The sequence below is a fragment of the Nostoc sp. C96 genome (genome assembly GCF_059384975.1).
The window spans coordinates 2,545,663-2,565,945 of record NZ_CM182020.1 but is presented as its reverse complement, the minus strand read 5'-3'; the positions used below and the strand labels follow the sequence as shown (position 1 = coordinate 2,565,945).

The following is a 20,283-nucleotide window of genomic DNA, read 5'->3' as shown; positions in this document are numbered from 1 at the left end:
AGAGCGATATCACTGCATCATCTCCTGCAACGCCACCGTCTTAACCAAGGAGCCTGTACACACCCCTACTCCTTCTTCTATCCTGCTCTACAATTATTAATAACTACTTAACATTTCTTATAACTATGCAGGTAAGTACAGCACCCTCTACAAATGCAGTTCCTGGTCAATATTGGCAGTGGCGAGGGCAAAAAGTTTACTATGTGCGTGCAGGAAAATCACAACCGCAACGTCCGCCTTTGTTGTTGGTGCATGGGTTTGGCGCTTCCACAGACCACTGGCGCAAAAATATCAACGGATTAGATCAAGATTTTGAAGTGTTTGCGATTGATTTATTGGGATTTGGGCGATCGGCTAAACCCAAATTGCAGTACAGTGGTGATTTATGGCGTGACCAACTCCATGATTTTATTAGTGAAGTGATTGGTCGCAAAGCTGTCATAGCAGGTAACTCTCTAGGTGGCTATGCCAGCTTGTGTGTTGCAGCCCAATATCCTGATAGTGTTGCTGGGGTAGTATTACTCAATAGCGCTGGCCCCTTTAGCGAAAACCAAACCACCGCCGAACCAGAAGCTTTACAATCACAAATTCAACCGCCAAAACAACCGTCACCATTACAGCAAATTTTGGGTAATGGTGTGAAGTGGGTTTTGAAACAATCTTTCTCCCGATTTTTAATATTTCAATATGTGCGACAACGTTGGGTAATTCGCCGCACTTTAGAAAAAGTTTATTTAGATAAAACTGCAATTACAGACCAATTAATAGAAGACATTTATCGCCCTGCTTTTGATACTGGCGCTTTTGATGTGTTTGTTTCTGTTTTTAGTAGTCCTCAAGGAGAAAAAGTTGATGTGCTATTGCAGCGATTAACCTGTCCTTTATTATTATTATGGGGCGAAGCTGATCCTTGGATGAAGGCAAAAGAACGTTCCCAAAAATTTCAGCAATATTATCCTCAACTGACGGAATATTTTCTCAATGCAGGTCATTGTCCCCATGATGAAATTCCAGAGCAAGTCAATCAACTTTTAAGAGATTGGGTTATATCTATTTCTTAGCAATATTAGGTTGGGTGCTTTACCCAATCTAATTGAGATGCGATCGCACTTAGTTCATTTGAATATCTGAGTTAGAGTTTTAATTAAATTTTGATAGAGAATTATATAAGCAATTAATTTAGAAATTTAAAATATCTAGTGATTCTTCTATTTGTAAATCTAAGACTCGTCCTCGCGCATCTTTCAGCGCATCTAATTTTCCTTCTTGACGATAAAGTTCTACAGCCTTTTGAAAGTCGGCAATTGCTTCTTGTTTATCTCCAATTTCTGATTGCACATTGCCACGGTTGTAATAAGCATCAGCATAATTAGGATTAATTTTGATTGCCTGAGTATAATCTTCAAAAGCTGCGGCGTTATCGCCTAAATCATAATGAGCGTTACCGCGATTATAATAAGCATGGGCATCATGAGGATTAATGGCAATGACTTGAGTGTAATCATCAATTGCACCTTCATAATCGCCTATATCAGCGCGAGCATTACCACGATTTTTGTAAGCAATAGCATCATGCGGATTCATTTTGATGGCTTTAGTAAAGCTTTGCTGATATCCTAAAAAATAACGTGCCATGCCACGGTTTTTATAAGTTAAGGCATAGTTAGGATTAATTTTGAGTGCTTGGGTATAGTCTTCGATTGCACCTTGATTATCTCCTAAATGAGAACGAGCATCGGCACGGTTTTTATAAGCAACCGCCATATTAGGATTTAGTCTGATAGCTTGAGTATAATCATCAATGGCTGCGGTATAGTCTCCTAATTGGTAATTAGCTAAACCACGTTTGATATAGATTTTGGCATCATTGAGATTAATTTGAATAGCTTGAGAATAATCTGCGATCGCTTCTGCATAATCTCCTAGTTGATAATAGCTTAAACCCCGCTGATAATAAATTTCCGCATCATTTGGATGTAATTTTAAGGCTTGGCTATAGTGAGCGATCGCATCTGAATATTCTCCTTTAACTAAGCAATTATGCCCTAGTTTTAGATAATCAATTTCTTGTGGATATATTAATGAATTCTCAGGTTGATTAACTGGTAACTTAGGTGAAAATAACTGAGAATGATTAGTTGATAAAAAACTCTGAGGTTTGTTGTGATCTTCTGACTTTGCTAAGTTGTAATTAATGGCGGGTTGATACTGTTCTAAATAGCAACGTAAACCACCACCATATAATAATTGTTCTATCCCAAAGGCGATTCTCCCTGTTTTGAGTTTAATCATTCGTGTCGGTAGAAACCCGGCCAAAAAAAGATGATATTCAGATTCAGCTTCGTGTACTTCTTCTTGAATTAAGATGCAGACGACAACTGCATTTTTTTCTACTTCTTCGGAACTGACAGACCATCTTACTTTATCAAGGCTGCCATGCCGAGATTTGACTTCAATGCCGACTGATGGGTTAGTAGTTAGGGTAAAATCAATTTTACCGTCACCGCCGAAACGTTTTTCATAATCGACTTCGGTAATTAAATCAGCCAAACGTTCTTTGACAACTTCCTCACCCAATTTACCTTTGAGATAGCTGATAAAAACGTCACGCACTGGCGAAACCCGCTTATATTTTTCCGCCATCAGCCAGCAAAAATCTCGGAGAGTTTTTAATCTTTCTCCAGAGATTATAATTAATTCACTATATTGAGCTTCTGTTTCGCAATGAAGCAGAGAACCGGATGTTAACCTTTGAATAAAATCAGACTGTAGCGATCGCAGTAGCGTAATCCAGTCCATTGATATATCTGCGAATCTTTGAATTTTAGATTATTGTATTCAAATATCCCAACCGCGTAAACATTTAATAGTGGGGAAAACTCATATTTCCCATATCCCCGACTTCTTGAAGAAGTCGGGGATTTAGATTTGCATGAATAATTTAGGGTAGCTATAGACGTTGTGAATAGCTAATTGCAATAATTGTTGATAAACTTAATCAGCAGTCTAGTTTGACTCAGCTATGTCAAACTATATACAAAAAATTATTGTAATTTACAGTAATACCCGGTACAATCTCAGACTTATTGAATACATATAGTACTTATCAGTAAATTAATCTATTTATGGCAATATTACATCCCTCTCCTCTTGGTGGTAGAAAAAATACACGTACAGTCGGGCGCAATTTTCAGTCGGGATTTTTAATCCTATTTACTCTCTCAATGTTAACGGGCATAGGGGGGCGGTTGGCATATTTGCAAATTGTTGAGGGAGAAACGCACCGCCAACGGGCTGAGTCTAACCGCATTCGAGTAATTGCTAAACAACCAGAACGGGGAAATATTTTTGACCGGAATGGCAAACTGTTGGCTAGTACACGTTATCCTCGTTCTGTGTATCTTTGGCCGATGGCACATACTAAACCTTCTTGGCCAATTGTTGGGCCAAGGTTAGCCAGCATTTTAGATATTCCCCAAGCAGACATCGAAAAAAAGCTAGATGAAGCTGGTGCAAATTCATCTTCTTTAATTAGAATTGCCCGTGACTTGAATGAAGCGCAAGTCACGGCGATGAAAGAGTATGAAAACGAACTTCCGGAAGTAGAAGTTCACACGGAAGCGGTGCGTTACTATCCCCACGGCACAGCCCTCGCCCATGTACTGGGTTATACACGAGAATTAACGGCTGAACAGTTAAAAGAAAGAAAACAAGAAGGCTATCGCTTAGGTGATGTCATCGGTCAGATGGGAGTCGAAAAGGCTTATGAGAAATTATTGCGGGGTGAATGGGGCGGTCAGCAAGTAGAAGTAGATGGGGCTGGGCGACCGTTGCGGGTGTTAGGAGAGAAACAAGCCAAAGCCGGAAATGATCTGCACTTGACCTTAGATTTAGATATACAGAAAGCTGCCGAAAAAGGCTTGGGCGATCGCGATGGTGCTATTGTGGCGATTAACCCGAAAAATGGTGCAGTTTTAGCCTTAGTTTCCCATCCCACTTTTAACCCTAATATCTTTTCTAAACAAAAACTCACGCAAAAAGATTGGGAATCTGTGCAAGGTGAAGACCATCCTTTAGTAAATCGCGCCCTCAGCGCCTTTCCCCCCGCTAGTACTTTTAAAATTGTCACTGCAACTGCGGGGTTAGAATCAGGTAAATTTTCTCCCAGCACAGTCTTACAAACCTACGGTTCCTTAAACATTGGCGGAACCAGATTTGGCGAGTGGAACCATGCAGGTTTCGGGCCTTTGGGATTTGTCGGCGCATTGCAGTGGAGTAGTGATACATTCTTTTATCAAATAGGTAGGGGTGTTGGCGGCCCAACTTTAATTGAATGGACTCGCAAGTATGGATTTGGTCAAAAAACTGGCTTTGAGTTCACCTCAGAAGAAACCAAAGGTTTAGTTCCAGATGAAAATTGGAAGCAAAAAGCCTGGAAAATACCTTGGACTGTCGGCGATACAATTAATATGTCTATTGGTCAAGGTGCTTTACAAACCACACCTTTGCAAGTGGCGATTATGTTTGCAGTTCCAGCTAATGGCGGCTATCGAGTCCAGCCGCATTTACTCAAAGATAATGAAGAAGCTAAAAGCTGGCGTGAATCTTTAAATATGCAGCCGACAACCATTAAAGTTCTGCGCGATGGACTACGTAAGGTGGTTGCTGAAGGTACGGGTAAGGCTTTAAATAAGCCGACAATTCCCCCTGTAGCTGGCAAAAGCGGTACAGCAGAAGCCTGGAAAAATCGCGTCAAGCAAAATCATGCTTGGTTTGGTGCATATACGCCAGCCGATAATCCAGAAATGGTAATTGTCGCTTTTGCAGAGCATTCTGGTGGTGGTGGTGGTGCGATCGCTGCGCCGATGATTTTAGAAATTATGCAAGACTATTATCAAAGAAAGTATCCAGGTAAATATCAAAAACCAGAGGCGAAACAACAATAGTTTGAAAGAGTGCTAAGTCTGGCAATATTGGTTTTGTCAAAACAGAATTCAGGAGTCAGGTGCGAGAATTGAGAATTGGATTCTCGGCGATATTCTTGATTTTGACTTCTGAATTCTTCTGCAATTCAATCCAGTTTAATGAATATTCCGCCTACCGACTAGGAATTTTAGGTTGTTCTTACTTTAGACAGAGAGAAGAAAAGCTTTTCGATCTGTATTATTTAAGATGTCTTTGTTGATTCATTTAGCAAGAAGATATTCTCAATCTTCTGACAGATGTATTGCTAATTTAAAAGACTCAAACAAATTAAGGCTTTTATTATTTTTATCATGCCTATATGCCTAACTTGTAGTGCAGATATTAGGTGTTAATTTGTTTGGAGCAACATATCAGTTCCCAAACGGATCATGTTGGCTATTGATGGGAGTCCGAGATAGCAGAAGTTTTGCAACCAGGATTTTATGAAAGCATTATTGCTCTACCCTCAGTTTCCCCAGTCCTTTTGGTCTTACGATCGCTTCATGGAAATCGCCGGACTTAAAGCTGTTTTACCGCCACTAGGAATTATCACAGTTGCCGCACTGCTACCCCCAGAATGGGAAATTAGATTTTGCGATCGCAATGTCAATCTGGAAACAGAAGCTGATTGGGAGTGGTGCGATCTCGTCATCTTGTCGGCAATGCTGGTGCAGAAACCAGATTTTCACGCCCTGATTCAAAAAGCAGTGCGCTTAGGTAAAAAAGTAGCCGTAGGTGGCCCTTACCCGACATCTATTCCACAAGATGCTTTGGACTCTGGAGCGCATTATTTAATTTTGGATGAAGGGGAATTGACTGTTCCTCAGTTTTTAGCAGCCCTCAATCAAGGTCAAGAACAGGGAATCTTTCGCTCCCTGGAAAAACCTGATGTCAGCCAAAGCCCAATGCCTCGTTTTGACTTGCTAAAACGGGATGCTTACTTAATGATGGCTATCCAGTTTTCTCGCGGTTGCCCCTTTAACTGCGAGTTTTGCGATATTATTACACTCTACGGTCGCAAACCACGCACAAAAGAACCTCTGCAAACCATCGCTGAGTTACAAACTCTGTATGATTTAGGCTGGCGAGGGTCACTGTTTATCGTTGACGACAACTTTATTGGCAATCAACGGAACGTCAAACGTTTCCTGCGGGAGTTGATTCCTTGGATGAAACAGCATTCCTATCCCTTCACATTCATCACTGAAGCTTCTGTGAATTTAGCTGAAGATCAAGAACTGTTGCAATTGATGAATGAAGCAGGTTTCTATGCAGTCTTTCTCGGTATAGAAACTCCTGACCAAGAAAGTTTGCACCTAACACAAAAAGTGCAAAATACTCGTAGTCCGCTTGTGCAAGCCTGTCAGAAGATTAATGAAGCAGGCATACTCATCTATGCAGGGTTTATCCTCGGTTTTGATGGAGAACGCCCAGGCGCAGGAGAGAAAATTCAAGCTTTTGTCGAACAAACCAATATTCCTCAACCAATGTTGGGCATTCTTCAAGCCTTGCCCAATACTGCTTTATGGAACCGTCTGCAAAAAGAGCAGCGTTTGTTAGAGAGTAAGGGTGTTGGTGGGACTGAAGTAGGAGACCAGAATACCTTAATGAATTTCATCCCCACACGCTCCATTGATGAAATTGCTAGAGAATATGTAGAAGGCTTATGGACTTTATATGAACCCAGAAACTATCTAAGACGCTGTTTTCAACAATGTCTGAGTCTTGGTTCCCTCCCCCAGCGAAAACAAACTATGCAATTGTCTCCAGGAAAGGCATTGCGGCTGGTTGTGCAGTTAATCTGGCTTCAAGGCTTACGTCAACCAGGAATTCGTGTGCAGTTTTGGCAACAACTCTGGGCAATTCTGCTGACAAAACCGCAAGTTCTGAATATGTATTTAGGACTATGCGCTGCGGGAGAACATTTTTGGGAGTACCGAGTTTTAGCTAGACAACGAATTACTCAACAATTAGGCTACGACCCACTCACAGCCTCTGTGTTACCCAAGCAAGAACCAGTACTAGTCAAGTAGGATATGCGATCGCCTACCCTACTTAACTGGCTATACTAACCTTTGTGGGCGATCGCGCTATTTAAAGTTGACTAGGCGAGATCCCCGACTTCTTTAAAAATTCGGGGATCTGAACGCTGCGAATTTTGAGTTTGAGATTTATCACTATTTACTGTTTATTAATTCATCTAAAGAAATCTCAAAATTTATATTTTCATGATAAAAATTACAATTACCATTTCGGCAATTGCTGGGACTGTACAACTGTCGAAAGTTTTGCCAGCATTTGAGTACGAGATGAAACCTCAAGCTTGCGGAACATTCTTTTTAAAGCTTGCTTAACAGAGTTTTCTGTAATCCAAAGTTCTTTACTAATTTCTGCATTGCTGCGTCCTTGGGCGACTAGGGAAGCAATTTCCAGTTCACGAGGTGTTAAACGCGCTGTTTGTAATGGTGGGTGTTGGGATTTTGTCATTGTTACCCAAGTGGAAATGTGCAGACAAATCGCACTCAAATCTGTGAGATTTTGCGAATCGAATGCAGGTATGTTTTGTTGACGGGTAAAACCTAATGCACCTACTAATTTACCAGTGCTGACAATTGGCCCAGCCATGACATGATAGTGATCAGGACGGGGACAAATCAATTTCCATGTTTTTGGTTCAACTACTAAAGCTTCGTGAACTGGGGCGTGGCGTTCTAGTAAGTAACGTGCAACTGGGTTGTATTGGGGTGATAAAGCAATTAGTATTGCTTTGTCAATCAGATGAGTTTGATCAAAGAAAAACAGCCCACTGCGTGTAGCGGCAAAATATTGACTGATATCTGTGAATATATGCGATCGCAATGTCTGTTCATTTTCAGTTTGAGCAATTGTCCGAAATATATCTTGTAATGCCAGCATAGGCAAATTGTACACTTTTGAGGTCTAGAAGCAATACAGCCACCAGCTTTATCTTAGCTGTAGTCAGATGCAGTATTTACCTGTTTGGATAAATTAACTATGACCGCAAATTCTGATTACGCTTACCCATCAGTTCTAGTTGATACTCAATGGTTAGCAGATCATCTCCATGATCCTCATGTTCGTATTGTTGAAGTAGATACAAATCCAGAGCCTTACAAAAATGCTCACATCCCTGGTGCTGTATTTTGGAACATTTTTACAGATTTACTATTGCCAAATTTGCAGATAAATTTTGATGCGATCGCTTTTGCTAAACTCATGGCACGCTCTGGTATTACTAATAATACAATAGTCGTTGCCTACGGCAGTTATCCCGGTATAGGCGGCTGGATTTTTTGGTTGTTAAAAGTCTTTGGTCACGATAATGTTAGAGTTCTCAATGGCGGCTATCAAAAATGGAAGTTAGAAAATCGTCCACTCGCAACTGAGTTATCTACATGTCCCACCACTGATTATCAACCTCAAGCGCTTGATCATAGTTTAAGAGTCCTACACCCTGAAGTTGAAGCAGCAACTCATCAACAGGAACGCATTTTATTAGATGTCCGCACAATTCAAGAATATAACGGCGAGTGGTTTTTTAATCAACCACCCAAAGGCAATGAACGCACTGGACATATCCCCGGCGCAGTTCATCTTGAGCATACTCTCACACTGAATGAAGACGGTACTTTTAAATCATTTGCTGAGTTGAAAAATCTCTATACCAGCCAAGGTATTACACCTGATAAAGAAATTTTCCCCTATTGTGCGATCGGTGGACGTTCGGGATACACTTGGTTTGTCTTAAAGTATCTACTTGGCTATCCAAATGTTCGCAATTACGATGGCTCTTGGAATGAATGGAGTCGATTAAACGACTCATCTGCACATGGCAAATGCTGATGATGACTGGGGTTGAAAAATTTGGATACAATAAAATAATCCTTTGGTGAACAACAAGGAGGGAAAAGAGTATGTTTGTTCTTAAGGTTCTGCTTGCTCTTTTCTGGAATCTTTTGATTTTTGGGGGACTATTATTTATCCCCGCAGGAACACTTTTTTGGTGGCGTGCGTGGATATTTCTTGGGGTTGTTTCTGTGAGCGTGATTGCAGTGATGATCACTGTGTTCCGCAAGAATGAAGAATTATGGAATGAACGCCTCAAACCATTCATCCAGGAAGGTCAACCTATTGCTGACAAAATTATTATTAGCCTTTTCGTCATTACATTCTTCTGTCTAATTGCTATTATCCCTCTAGACTTGTTCCAATTTCACTTATTGAGCAAACCAAGTACACTAATTTCCAGCTTAGGAATGTTGCTTTTTATTGTGGGTTGGTGGATTATTTCTCTTTCTTTCAAAGAAAATACTTTTGCTGCGCCAGTAGTCAAGCATCAGATAGATCGACAACAAATAGTCATAGACACTGGAGTTTATAGCTGGGTAAGACATCCTATGTATGCAGGTGCGATTTTATTGATGATTGGGATGCCTTTGTGGTTAGAATCATACACAGCATTTTTGTATTCGATATTACCTATAGTACTGTTAATTGTACGCGTTCAGTTTGAAGAAAAATTCTTACGCCAGGAATTAAAAGGTTACGATATTTATACCGAAAAAGTTCGATACAAGCTTTTACCATATCTTTGGTAAAAGCAATTAATTAAAATTCCATCGTGGACTGATAAGTAGAGAAGCGTAAATATTTACTGTTCTGTTCCTACAGGCGTAGGTGTTTCTGTAGGGGTTTCTATCGGCGTGGGCGTTTCTATGGGTGTTTCTGTAGGTGTGGGTGTAGGTGTCTCTACAGGAATAGGACTTTCCGCAGCGATGGTGAGTTGATAATCTACTGATGTTGAGGCTGTAGAAGCGATCGCAAATTCATAGTATCCTTTTTCTGGTAATTCTGCGGTTAAAGTACGTTTTGTCGAGTCTTCTAAAAGTCTGATTTTGCCGGAAGGGGAATAAACTGATAGCAAAACTTTGTTACTTGCTTTCAGGTTTAAATCTAAGGTTTGCCCTTTAGCCAGTTCAGCGATGAATACTTTACCAGTTCCTGGTTTGAGAGTCCCACTGACTGTTTCACTTGTCGCGCCTATATCAAAAACAATCTTGGCGAAAGCACTCCCATCAAGGATAGCACTCAGTTGATCGTTAACAAACCCATGCCAAACTTGTCCGATGGGTTCCTTCATAAAATCTCGCCCACGCTGTTCGGGAAATGTGCGGTAAAAGGCTACGTCGCCTAAATCATATAAAGCGCGACTACCAACGTTAATTTTATTGACTGAGGCTTTCCAGCGATCGCGATCGGCTGCGGTATAATTTCCGAGTTGCCGTCGTGATTGATTACTAAGAACTGAAAGTTTACTTAACACTTCATCCGCAGTTTTATCCCAAGCCGCCCGTAAACTTTCATCTTCTGGTTTATCGCTGATGGTGCGCCCTTGTAAACTAGGGTTTCTCCGCCAAAAGATTTGATTAACTAAGTTTACATAAAAGCTTTGATCAATTCCCAACTCTTGACGGCGATCGCTTAATTTTTCTTTGCGTTGCTTTTCTTCTGGGGAATAATTCTCGGAAGCATCAACGGGTTGGGTAACGCTTGGGGTGGGTGTGGGGTCAATATCATTCCTATCACTAATATTCTTATTCCGATTTGTCCCTAACCACAGTACCCCAATCACACCAACAACTGCTAATGTTGCGGCAAAGGTTTTAGTTGTTGTCCACTGACTTTTGGCTTGGGGAATAGGTGCGGGAGATGGGGAGAGAGGACGAGGTTGTGTTGGGTTATTTGCAGGAGAGGGTGCGACTGCAAAAGTAGCTGAGGTTTCCGGCTGAGATATAACAGGTGGTTGAGTTACGGGATATTGAATTGGTGTCGGGTTAAGTGCGTGTAAAACTTGACTAGCAGATTGATAGCGATCGCTCGGACGAGGCGCTAACATTTTATCTAACACTTGGGCTAACATCGGACTCACACTAGCGTCTTGCTGCCATTTCCAAGCCAGAGTGTAATTATCTAATAATTCTTGCGGTTGTTTACCTGTTAATAATACTAATATCGTGACTGCCAAAGCATACAAGTCACTATGGGGCGATACTGCACCAGTTTGCATTTGTTCTGATGGTGCAAAACCGATTTTACCCAATAAAGTCGGCGCGGGCGTGGCTGCTGCACCTGGTTGGTAATATTGTGAAGCAACTGTGGCGACTACTTGTTTCACACCACCAAAGTCAATTAATACTGGTAGTTGATCGGCAGTGCGTAAAATTAAATTATCTGGCGAAATATCTCGATGAATCACATCCTGGGAGTGAATGTAATCTAAAACTGGCAAAATCTGCTGTAATAGTTGCCGTACTTCTGCTTCTGTAAACCTTAGACCTTGCTGTTTGCGGGTATTTAATAAAGAATTATAAGTCTGTCCCTCTACATAATCTTGCACTAAAAACAGGTATTCCTTACCTTGCAGATTTGTGCGAAACAGTTCTCGAAAGCGGGGAATTTGGGGATGTTGCAATTTGTAGAGAACACTAGCTTCACGCTGAAATAGTTCTTCCGCTTTTTGTAAAACGTAAGCCGTTTGTACTTGGGGAGAAAATTCTTTTAAAACACAAAGTTCGCGGAAGCGGTTGATATCTTCAGCTAAATAAGTGCGTCCAAATCCACCTTGCCCGATTTGACGGACAATAACATAGCGATCGCTTAAAGTTAAACCAGCTTGAATACCATTACTTACAGGTAAACCTTGCAAATTCTCACCACACTGGAGACAAAACCGACTACCTGCGGGATTTTCATGACCTTTAGAGCAATAGAATTTAGTCATTGGTCAATAGTCAATAGTCAATAGTGGTGAATGAGTCATACATTTTTCCCCTACACCCCTGCACCCTTGCACCCTTACACCCCTGCTTCCTATCACACTCATCACCCTGACACCTTAACTAATTGTTCGATTGTATTTTACTAACTTTATCAGCCGCGATCGCATACCAAATTTGACCGTAAGTTTGTTGCTTCTGTTTCTCCTGTTGCTTTCCAGGAAATAACTCGGCAAATTTTTGATTAGTCTCTTTGTTCAACTGACTCATTGTATAGTCACCTAACTTTCCAGTTCTAGCTTGCAGTCTCCATCTTTCGTAATCTTTTTGACTGTAGCTTCCCATTTTCCTACGTGCGGCGGAGCTAAGTTCAGCCTGTTCTAGTTTATCCAACAAGTCATCACCAATTCTCAACCACTCATCGCGCAAAGCCTTATCTTCCGATTTCGATGTGATGGTGCGCCCTTGCATTTCTGGCTTCTGACTGTAAAATAAAGCGTCTACCATCCGAATGAAGAAGGCTTCTGATATTTCTAACTCTTGACGACGCGCCAGCACATCCCCATTTCCTTTGTTGCTGACTGGTTGAGCCAGGGGATTAGGTAATGATGGCATTGTGGGCAATGATATAGAAGGTATGGTAATAGATGTGATACCTCGCACTACCGCATTTACCGCAGCCAAAGTGCCAGCAACTGTTAAACCGACTATAGCTGTACCCAGCATACTCACAGCAAAAGGACGTAACCACATAGGTAAAGGTAAAGTCCGGCTTACAGCTTGAGTTCTTTGATGGATTCTACTGACTATCGCGTTAGCGCGTTTTTGTCCTGGCGAGACTATTTGAGTCTTCAGTTTGGTAATATATGGATTACCTGGTTTAGTGACAGCTGGCGATGGTAACTCTTTAAGAACTTGCTCGGCTGTTTGATAGCGATCGCTCGGTTTATAAGCCAGCATCTTTTTCAATACCAATTCTAATTTGGGGCTAACTTTAATTTCCTTACCCCAATACCATAGCCCTTGATAGCTGTCGTATAATTTTTGCGGTTCCTTCCCTGTCAATAATACGAGTATCGTCACCGCTAAAGAATATAAATCACTGCTGAGAAATACTTTCCCTTGACGAATTTGTTCTTCTGGGGCGTAACCTTTTTTACCTAACAGCGTGTGATTCACCGCTAACTTCGTGAACCAAAACCCTTGGGATGCGGGTAATTGCTTCACCCCACCAAAATCAATCAGCACAGGTAAATGGTCAGAACGTCGCCAAATTAAATTATCCGGTGAAATATCACGATGTACAACATCTTTAGAGTGGATATAAGACAACACAGGTAAGATCTGTTGCAGCAGCAGAATGATTTCTTCTTCCGTAAAAGTTTGTCCTTTAGCTTGACGTTGTTCTAATAACTGGCAGTAATTATCACCCTCTATGTAATCTTGCACCAAAAAGAAAAAATCTTTACTACCTATCTGCACCTGTAAAGAAGCATGAAACTGGGGAATTTGCGAATGTTGGAGTTTTTTCAGTACATTTGCTTCGCGTTCAAATAACTCCTTGGCTTTTTGTAAATCTTGTTGTGCTTGTACTTGTGGTGCAAATTCCTTCAGCACACACACTTGATGAGCTTTTTGTTTATCTTCGGCTAAATAAGTACGTCCAAAACCGCCTTGTCCTAGCTGACGTATAATTTGATAGCGTTGATTTACAATCTGCCCAACAGCCAGAGGCAATGGTTCACCACAAGTGGTACAAAACCGATTACTGTCAAGATTTGTGTGTTGTTTACTGCAATAAACCTGCATGGTGCTGAAGGATAAATGAGGGTTTTTATAAATTACTACAACAGGAGTAGTTCTGTTTACGGATAATACTTCATCTAACTCTGCGCCTCTTTGTCTTGAAAAGTTTGCTCAACGCGGGGAACCCGCACACGCAACTTTTCGCTGCGTTTACCTGCATATTCTTCTGCGTTTAAAATCAAATCTAGCTTGATATTAAACGACTGGAGATAGATTTATGAACGCTAATTCCCAACAACAGCGAAGCATCAAGGCATTTGAAGATTTCATCTCTACACCTATAGAAACCCTACTACAAAGACACTGCAACACCGCTAGTTCACCAACAGTCTTAACGTTATTTCACGATGTCGCCGCAAATGTCCCAGCCTACAAGGCATTTTTAGCAGAAAGAGAAATTAATCCTGATACAATTCAGACTTTAGAAGATTTTCAGCAATTACCTGCGATCGCTAAAGAAAATTATATCCAACGTTATCCTCTGCCCGATTTATGTCGCAATGGTCAATTAGCAGAGTGCGATATGATAGCCGCTTCTTCTGGTTCCACTGGTAAACCCACATTTTGGCCACGCTTCTTCACCGATGAACTGCAAATTGCTACACGCTTTGAGCAAATTTTTCATGATAGTTTTTTTACAGACACTAGACGCACCCTTGCAGTAATTTGTTTCACCCTGGGAACTTGGGTGGGGGGAATGTTCACCACTAATTGCTGTCGCTATCTAGCGAGTAAAGGTTATCCCCTCACTGTTATTACACCCGGTAACAACAAAGAAGAAATCTTGCGCGTAGTTCAAGAACTAGGGGAAAATTTTCAGCAAGTTGTCCTTTTGGGATATCCGCCATTCCTCAAAGATGTGATTGATACTGGTTTAAGTCGTGGCGTGACATGGTCGCAGTATCACATTAAGCTAGTCATGGCAGGAGAAGTATTTAGCGAAGAATGGCGCAGCTTAGTTGGTGAAAGAGTAGGTTCGCAAAACCCTTGTTACGATTTCGCTTCACTTTACGGAACTGCGGATGCTGGCGTGTTAGGTAATGAAACGCCTTTGAGTATTTGCATTCGTCGTTTCTTAGCTAAAAATCCCGATGCGGCTAGAGCGTTATTTGGCGAATCTCGTTTACCTACATTACTCCAATATGACCCCACCAGTCGCTTTTTTGAGGCGCAGAACAACTCTTTATTATTCTCTGGCGACAATGGTATTCCCCTAATACGCTACGACATCCTCGACACTGGCGGAATTATTACCTACGATGCAATGCTAGAATTTCTCGCCACCTGGAACTTCAACCCTTTAGAACATCTCAACTCTATTACTCAAAACTCAGCACTCAGCGAGAAGTTGTGTGTGGGGGTTCCCCCTGTTGAGCAAACTTCGGTGACTCAGCACTCATCAAGAGGAATTCACCCCTTACCTTTCGTCTACGTTTTTGGACGCTCTAACTTTACGGTGTCTTACTTCGGCGCAAATATCTATCCCGAAAATGTCAGTGTCGGCTTAGAACAACCAGTCATTCAAGCATGGGTAACTGGTAAATTCGTCTTGCAAGTTAAAGAAGATGCAGACAAAAACCGATTTTTATCTGTAGTTGTAGAACTAGCACCAGGGGTTGAAGGTAGTGAAGACAAACGCCAAGCCATCACCGAGTCAATTCTGGCGCAACTACTACGCCTCAACGGTGAGTTTGCTAATTATGTTCCCCCAGAATATCAAACACCACAGGTGACTTTAACCGCAACAGGCGATCGCGAATATTTCCCCATCGGCGTTAAGCACCGCTATACACGCAAGTAAATGAAAATTTTGTCAAACTTTATTAATCTACGTATTCTCAGGCTTTATTAACTTTACAACTTTTTGCTAAATATTGTAGTAAGTTGCTTAATCAAACATTTTCCCTCTTAAATATAATGCAAGTAAGCACTTGCAAGCAAAATGACTAAAAACATCCGTTCATCCACTCTCACCCGTACACGTTTAATCGCAGCCGCTTCACAAGTATTTGCTAGTTTAGGGGTACAAGGCGCAACTACCCGTGAAATAGCTCGCGTTGCAGGTGTCAATGAGGTCACTTTATTTCGTCACTTTGCCAGCAAAGAACAACTCCTCAAAGCAGTTATTGAAAATGCTCTCACACTCCAAATAGAAGCATTGGCTCACCCTGAAACTTGGACACAAAATTTGCGTGTTGACTTAAGACGCTATGCCAAACTTTATAACAGTATGCTTGAAGCTCAAGAAGACTTAATTCGTACCTTCATTGGGGAAGCTAAACGTCATCCAGAAGCAGCTAAACAAGTTATTCAAGAAGCTGCTCAACCATTAAGCGAAAAACTCATTGCCTATCTCCAATCTTGTCAGAAAAATGGTACTGTCAGACCTGAATTTGATCCAGTACCAGCAGTTGATATGTTTACCGGAATGCTACTTGCCGGTATGCTTTGCCACAATGCCAAACTCAAGAACAAGAATTATAGTTGTGATGAATATATCGATACTTGTGTAGATATTTTTGTCCGAGGTATTAGTTTAGCTCCTGTACCAGTTTTAAGTGCAAATAGTATTCATAATTAATATGTTTAATAGATAAAAATAATTTATTTTCCGATACCAGACCTTATTTAATAAGGTCTGGTATCTTAACTACATAACCAAATTGCTGCTAAAGCAAAATCCTCCCAGATAATAGCTTACGCAAAAAGCCAAATAAACCAATTGCCACATTAATCTGCATTTGGGTTTTGCGTGCTTCATCTATATCTGCTAAGATTTTTTGCATTTCTTGGAGATTTTCAGAATTTACCCCGATAACAATTTTATTAATAATCGCGGCTCTTACACTATCTATTGTGTATTTACATTCATGAATTGCTGGTCTTAATGTATTTACTAAATCCCAATTACTTTTATCTTTCGCTTGCTTCAATTCAAATTGCAGCATCAGCAATATATCTTGTAATTCATTTTCTGTATTTTGTAACTTTTGTAAATCAATACTATCTTTTGGCTCTGCTTGCAACTGGGCAATAATAGTTGATAAACCATCAATTGTTTTGTTACCCACTACAGATATAATGTTATTTACAGGCTCATGATTCATAATGATCACCCTTTTAAATTTGGCATTTAAGTTGAGATTTATCTGGCTTAGATTGACCATTGACAACATCTATAAAGAAACTACTCAGAGTTTTATCTGATTTTATTTCTTGCTCAACAACGTTGATTCTACCTGTCAATGAACTGTAGTTATTTCCAGTAATATTTGTAGTTAAATTTAAAATTTGGGTAATTCTCGCTGAAATTACATCAAAGCTAAGATGGGGATATTCATCAATCAGTTTCGATAGTCTTTGTCCTTTATCTGCTGCTACGATAAATTTAGCGATCGCATTCTCGATCATTTCTCTTTCTTCTAAATCTAGACTGCGCCATTTATTGATTAATCCACCAACTTGATTTTCAATTTCCTGCTTGTCAGTTTCAGATATATTCGCTTCTCTATAAGCTTGACGCAGCTTAATTAACTCTACACCAATCTCTGCTCGTTCTGGATTTTTCGGTTTGGGTGGATTTTTTTGTAAAAGTTGAGCAAGACGGAGCATTTTTACAGTTAAACACCTTGCAGGTTGAGCCGTTTGCGCTACTATCTTGCTACTGCCATAATCAATTGCTTCCAGATTTGTAAATATATCTACAACCTGATCATATTCAGCCTGTAAATTATCTAATGCTGCATCAAGCTCTGACGGTTGTTTTTCTTCACCTAAAATAATTAAATCCAACTGTTGAAAATTAATACTACCATCATCAATATTATTTTCAATAATCGGATTATTGAGTAATTCATTGATCATTTGATTTAGCTCATCACCCGTTGAGTCTCTCAGTTGCAGTTGATTAATTTCTCTATATGATGTAATAGCTTCAAAAGCTTGATAACGGAAGTTTTCTGCTGTTACCCTGAGTATGGCTCGTTTTTCTGGTGTACAGCTACTAATAGTTAAACTAATAGCCACAAAAATTAAAGCGAATTTACGAGATGTACTTTTTAGCCAACCACAAAAATTGATAGACATCATAATTCAATACAAATATGCCAATTTATTAAATCACTGTTATTTAATATCTGCTACTATAGTGTTTTAATAGCTCTAATTTTTAAAACTTAAATATTTGTTTTTAATCTGCCTAGGAAGAAATTATTTAATTTTCGTTACCAAATATAAAAAAATGAATAGATATAATTTATTTACATGATTGCCCTAGAGTTGAAATGCGATTTTTTAATTAAAAATTAAGCAAATCAAAATATCTACCAGAGAAATTACCCAATTTTTTTTAGGTTCTCTAATCTAGGGCTGGCTATCCAGCTTAAGTAGCATATACCTATATAGTTATAGTTGGGGATTGTAAAATTAACTCCAAACTCTCAGATAGAAGCGGCAAAGCATACAGCCAAGTTATAATTCTTTTGCGGACGAACGTAACAAAAATTTATGAGTAACCCCCTTTTACAAGCCTTTTTTGTAGGCAGAGCAGTCGCTGAAGTAATTAATGAGCGTTTCGAGGTTGCTTTAACCGATGCGTTGAGTGAATTAGGGAAATTTGATGCAGAAGCCAGAGAACAACTGCGTCAGTTTACAGAAGAAGTCACACAACGAGCAAATCGTGCAGCAGAAGCGGCTAATGCGGGTCAAACAACTACATCTAGTCAAGACCCCGTTGATTTGCAAGCAAATATTGATGAACTAAGAGCCGAAATTGCACTACTGCGTAATGAATTACAGCGTTATCGCAGCAGTTCTGTATAGTTAACAGTCAAAGTCATCGCCAATGACCTAGACACGTTAGCAGCTACTCTGACGAATTCTCCGCAGGAGTAAGCTCAGGGTATGATAAATGACAAGTAGCAAATGACACCTTTATCAAACACACTTTAGGGATCAGAGTGTCTTATCTTCCAGTTGATTCAGTGACAAACCAACGGTACGCCAAAGATATGGAACAAAGTTATTCAGACAAAGCATACCGTTGGAATCGTGAAAACTACTCTAGCAAACGTCGCTTTGTGGACATTTGGTCTTTTGTATTGACCTTTATGTTCAAATTGTGGCGTTACAACAAATCTTGGAGTTATCCAGGTGGTGTAACGGAAGCAAAACAAGCAGCAAGGCGTAAAGCTCAAGCAATTTGGGTTCGTAACACCCTACTAGATTTAGGCCCGACTTTTATTAAAGTTGGGCAATTGTTTTCGACGCGTGCGGATATATTTCCTAGTGAATATGTTGAGGAGTTATCGAAGCTGCAAGATAAAGTTCCCGCGTTTAGCTATGAGCAAGTAGAAACGATTATTGAGCAAGAACTGGGAAAAAAAATTCCTGAACTTTTCCAAAGTTTTGAACCGATTCCTTTAGCTGCTGCGAGTTTAGGTCAAGTACATAAAGCTGTGCTACACAGTGGGGAAGCTGTAGTTGTCAAAGTACAGCGTCCTGGACTCAAGAAGTTATTTGAAATAGATTTACAAATTCTCAAAGGAATTGCTCGTTACTTCCAAAACCATCCTAAATGGGGGAAGGGACGAGATTGGATGGGGATTTATGAAGAATGTTGTCGCATTCTTTGGGAAGAAATCGATTATCTCAGTGAAGGTCGTAACGCTGATACATTTCGCCGGAACTTTCGTGGTTACGACTGGGTAAAAGTTCCCAGAATTTATTGGCGTTACACCTCGCCACGGGTTCTAACTTTAGAATATCTGCCGGGAATTAAAATTAGTCAATATGAAGCTTTAGAAGCTGCGGGTTTAGACCGAAAGTTAATTGCGCGTCAAGGCGCTCAAGCTTATTTACATCAATTGCTGAATAATGGCTTTTTTCATGCTGACCCCCATCCAGGTAACATAGCTGTCAGTGCAGATGGTGGTGGTTTGATTTTCTATGACTTTGGCATGATGGGGCGAATTAAGTCCAATATCCGCGAAGGACTGATGGAAACCCTGTTTGGCATTGCCCAAAAAGATGGCGATCGCGTGGTAGAATCACTGGTTAATTTAGGAGCGATCGCACCAGTAGATGATATGGGGCCAGTACGGCGTTCTGTCCAGTATATGCTGGATAATTTTATGGATAAGCCGTTTGAAAACCAATCAGTTGCAGCAATTAGTGATGATCTATACGAAATAGCTTATAATCAGCCATTTAGATTTCCCGCAACTTTCACTTTTGTGATGCGAGCTTTTTCCACTCTAGAGGGGGTAGGTAAGGGCTTAGATCCAGAATTTAATTTTATGGAAGTTGCCCAACCTTATGCAATACAGCTTATGACAAACATGAATGGCGCTGACAGTAATAGCTTCCTCAATGAATTAAGTCGTCAAGCAGTACAGGTGAGTACGACGGCATTTGGGCTACCACGTAGGCTAGAAGATACCTTAGAAAAATTAGAGCGTGGCGACATGCGTGTGCGCGTGCGTTCCATAGAATCAGAACGTTTGTTGCGGCGACAGGGGAATATTCAACTAGGAATCAGCTATGCTTTGATAATCAGTGGATTTACTCTGTCAGCTACCATTTTATTGGTGAATCATTATGTATGGTTGTCACTGCTGGCTGGTTTGATTGCAGCAGCAGTCTCAGTAATCCTGATCCGCTTGCTTCTTCGCCTCGACCGTTATGAACGTATGTATTAATTATTGCCTTAAAAAAT

General features: G+C 40.5%; 15 protein-coding genes. 9 read left to right on the top strand and 6 right to left on the bottom strand.

Annotated features, from left to right (window positions below; genetic code table 11):
- The first annotated feature begins 125 nt into the window (after positions 1-125).
- The gene (locus tag AC504W_RS11110; protein WP_494877774.1) at positions 126-1,061 is read left to right on the top strand and encodes an alpha/beta fold hydrolase; all 936 of its coding nucleotides are present in this window, start codon (positions 126-128) and stop codon (positions 1,059-1,061) included.
- 118 nt (positions 1,062-1,179) lie between these two features.
- Here AC504W_RS11110 and AC504W_RS11105 read toward each other — a convergent pair whose 3' ends face one another.
- The gene (locus AC504W_RS11105; RefSeq protein WP_494877773.1) at positions 1,180-2,799 is read right to left on the bottom strand and encodes a tetratricopeptide repeat protein; all 1,620 of its coding nucleotides are present in this window, start codon (positions 2,797-2,799) and stop codon (positions 1,180-1,182) included.
- A gap of 326 nt (positions 2,800-3,125) precedes the next feature.
- Here AC504W_RS11105 and mrdA point away from each other — a divergent pair, with 326 nt between their 5' ends.
- Together mrdA and AC504W_RS11095 are read left to right on the top strand one after the other, a co-directional pair.
- Entirely contained in the window at positions 3,126-4,946 is a 1,821-nt protein-coding gene (mrdA, locus tag AC504W_RS11100; RefSeq protein ID WP_494877772.1) for a penicillin-binding protein 2, read from the top strand.
- A gap of 462 nt (positions 4,947-5,408) precedes the next feature.
- Positions 5,409-6,998, top strand: coding sequence for a B12-binding domain-containing radical SAM protein (locus tag AC504W_RS11095; protein WP_494877771.1), 1,590 nt, complete (start codon positions 5,409-5,411; stop codon positions 6,996-6,998).
- Positions 6,999-7,209: 211 nt separating this feature from the next.
- Here AC504W_RS11095 and AC504W_RS11090 read toward each other — a convergent pair whose 3' ends face one another.
- The gene (locus AC504W_RS11090; protein WP_494877770.1) at positions 7,210-7,881 is read right to left on the bottom strand and encodes a LuxR C-terminal-related transcriptional regulator; all 672 of its coding nucleotides are present in this window, start codon (positions 7,879-7,881) and stop codon (positions 7,210-7,212) included.
- A gap of 99 nt (positions 7,882-7,980) precedes the next feature.
- On the opposite strand from AC504W_RS11090, the gene AC504W_RS11085 reads away from it, so the two are divergent.
- Together AC504W_RS11085 and AC504W_RS11080 are read left to right on the top strand one after the other, a co-directional pair.
- Complete coding sequence (locus AC504W_RS11085) at positions 7,981-8,829, top strand: sulfurtransferase (RefSeq protein WP_494877769.1); 849 nt, start codon at positions 7,981-7,983, stop codon at positions 8,827-8,829.
- 71 nt (positions 8,830-8,900) lie between these two features.
- Positions 8,901-9,584 (top strand): methyltransferase family protein, encoded by a 684-nt coding sequence (locus AC504W_RS11080; RefSeq protein WP_494877768.1) that lies wholly within the window; start codon positions 8,901-8,903, stop codon positions 9,582-9,584.
- Positions 9,585-9,637: 53 nt separating this feature from the next.
- Here AC504W_RS11080 and AC504W_RS11075 read toward each other — a convergent pair whose 3' ends face one another.
- Positions 9,638-11,767 carry a protein kinase domain-containing protein gene (locus AC504W_RS11075; RefSeq protein WP_494877767.1) on the bottom strand — a complete coding sequence of 710 codons (2,130 nt, stop codon included), beginning with the start codon at positions 11,765-11,767 and terminating at the stop codon, positions 9,638-9,640.
- A 118-nt stretch (positions 11,768-11,885) separates the two neighbouring features.
- Positions 11,886-13,571 (bottom strand): protein kinase domain-containing protein, encoded by a 1,686-nt coding sequence (locus tag AC504W_RS11070; protein ID WP_494877766.1) that lies wholly within the window; start codon positions 13,569-13,571, stop codon positions 11,886-11,888.
- A gap of 214 nt (positions 13,572-13,785) precedes the next feature.
- Between AC504W_RS11070 and AC504W_RS11065 the strand changes: the two genes are divergently transcribed.
- Both AC504W_RS11065 and AC504W_RS11060 read left to right on the top strand, forming a co-directional pair.
- Positions 13,786-15,369, top strand: a complete 1,584-nt coding sequence (locus tag AC504W_RS11065; RefSeq protein WP_494877765.1) for a phenylacetate--CoA ligase family protein — start codon at positions 13,786-13,788, stop codon at positions 15,367-15,369.
- Positions 15,370-15,510: 141 nt separating this feature from the next.
- The gene (locus AC504W_RS11060) at positions 15,511-16,149 is read left to right on the top strand and encodes a TetR/AcrR family transcriptional regulator (RefSeq protein WP_494877764.1); all 639 of its coding nucleotides are present in this window, start codon (positions 15,511-15,513) and stop codon (positions 16,147-16,149) included.
- An 88-nt stretch (positions 16,150-16,237) separates the two neighbouring features.
- Here the strand turns inward: AC504W_RS11060 and AC504W_RS11055 are convergent, their stop codons facing one another.
- Positions 16,238-16,675: a hypothetical protein gene (locus AC504W_RS11055; protein WP_494877763.1), complete on the bottom strand. Its 438-nt coding sequence runs from the start codon at positions 16,673-16,675 to the stop codon at positions 16,238-16,240.
- Positions 16,676-16,688: 13 nt separating this feature from the next.
- Entirely contained in the window at positions 16,689-17,657 is a 969-nt protein-coding gene (locus AC504W_RS11050) for a hypothetical protein (RefSeq protein WP_494877762.1), read from the bottom strand.
- A gap of 417 nt (positions 17,658-18,074) precedes the next feature.
- Between AC504W_RS11050 and AC504W_RS11045 the strand changes: the two genes are divergently transcribed.
- The gene (locus AC504W_RS11045) at positions 18,075-18,389 is read left to right on the top strand and encodes a DUF6825 family protein (RefSeq protein WP_494877761.1); all 315 of its coding nucleotides are present in this window, start codon (positions 18,075-18,077) and stop codon (positions 18,387-18,389) included.
- A 188-nt stretch (positions 18,390-18,577) separates the two neighbouring features.
- On the top strand, positions 18,578-20,266 hold the full coding sequence (locus AC504W_RS11040; RefSeq protein WP_494878630.1) for an ABC1 kinase family protein: 1,689 nt from the start codon (positions 18,578-18,580) through the stop codon (positions 20,264-20,266).
- Positions 20,267-20,283 lie beyond the last annotated feature (17 nt).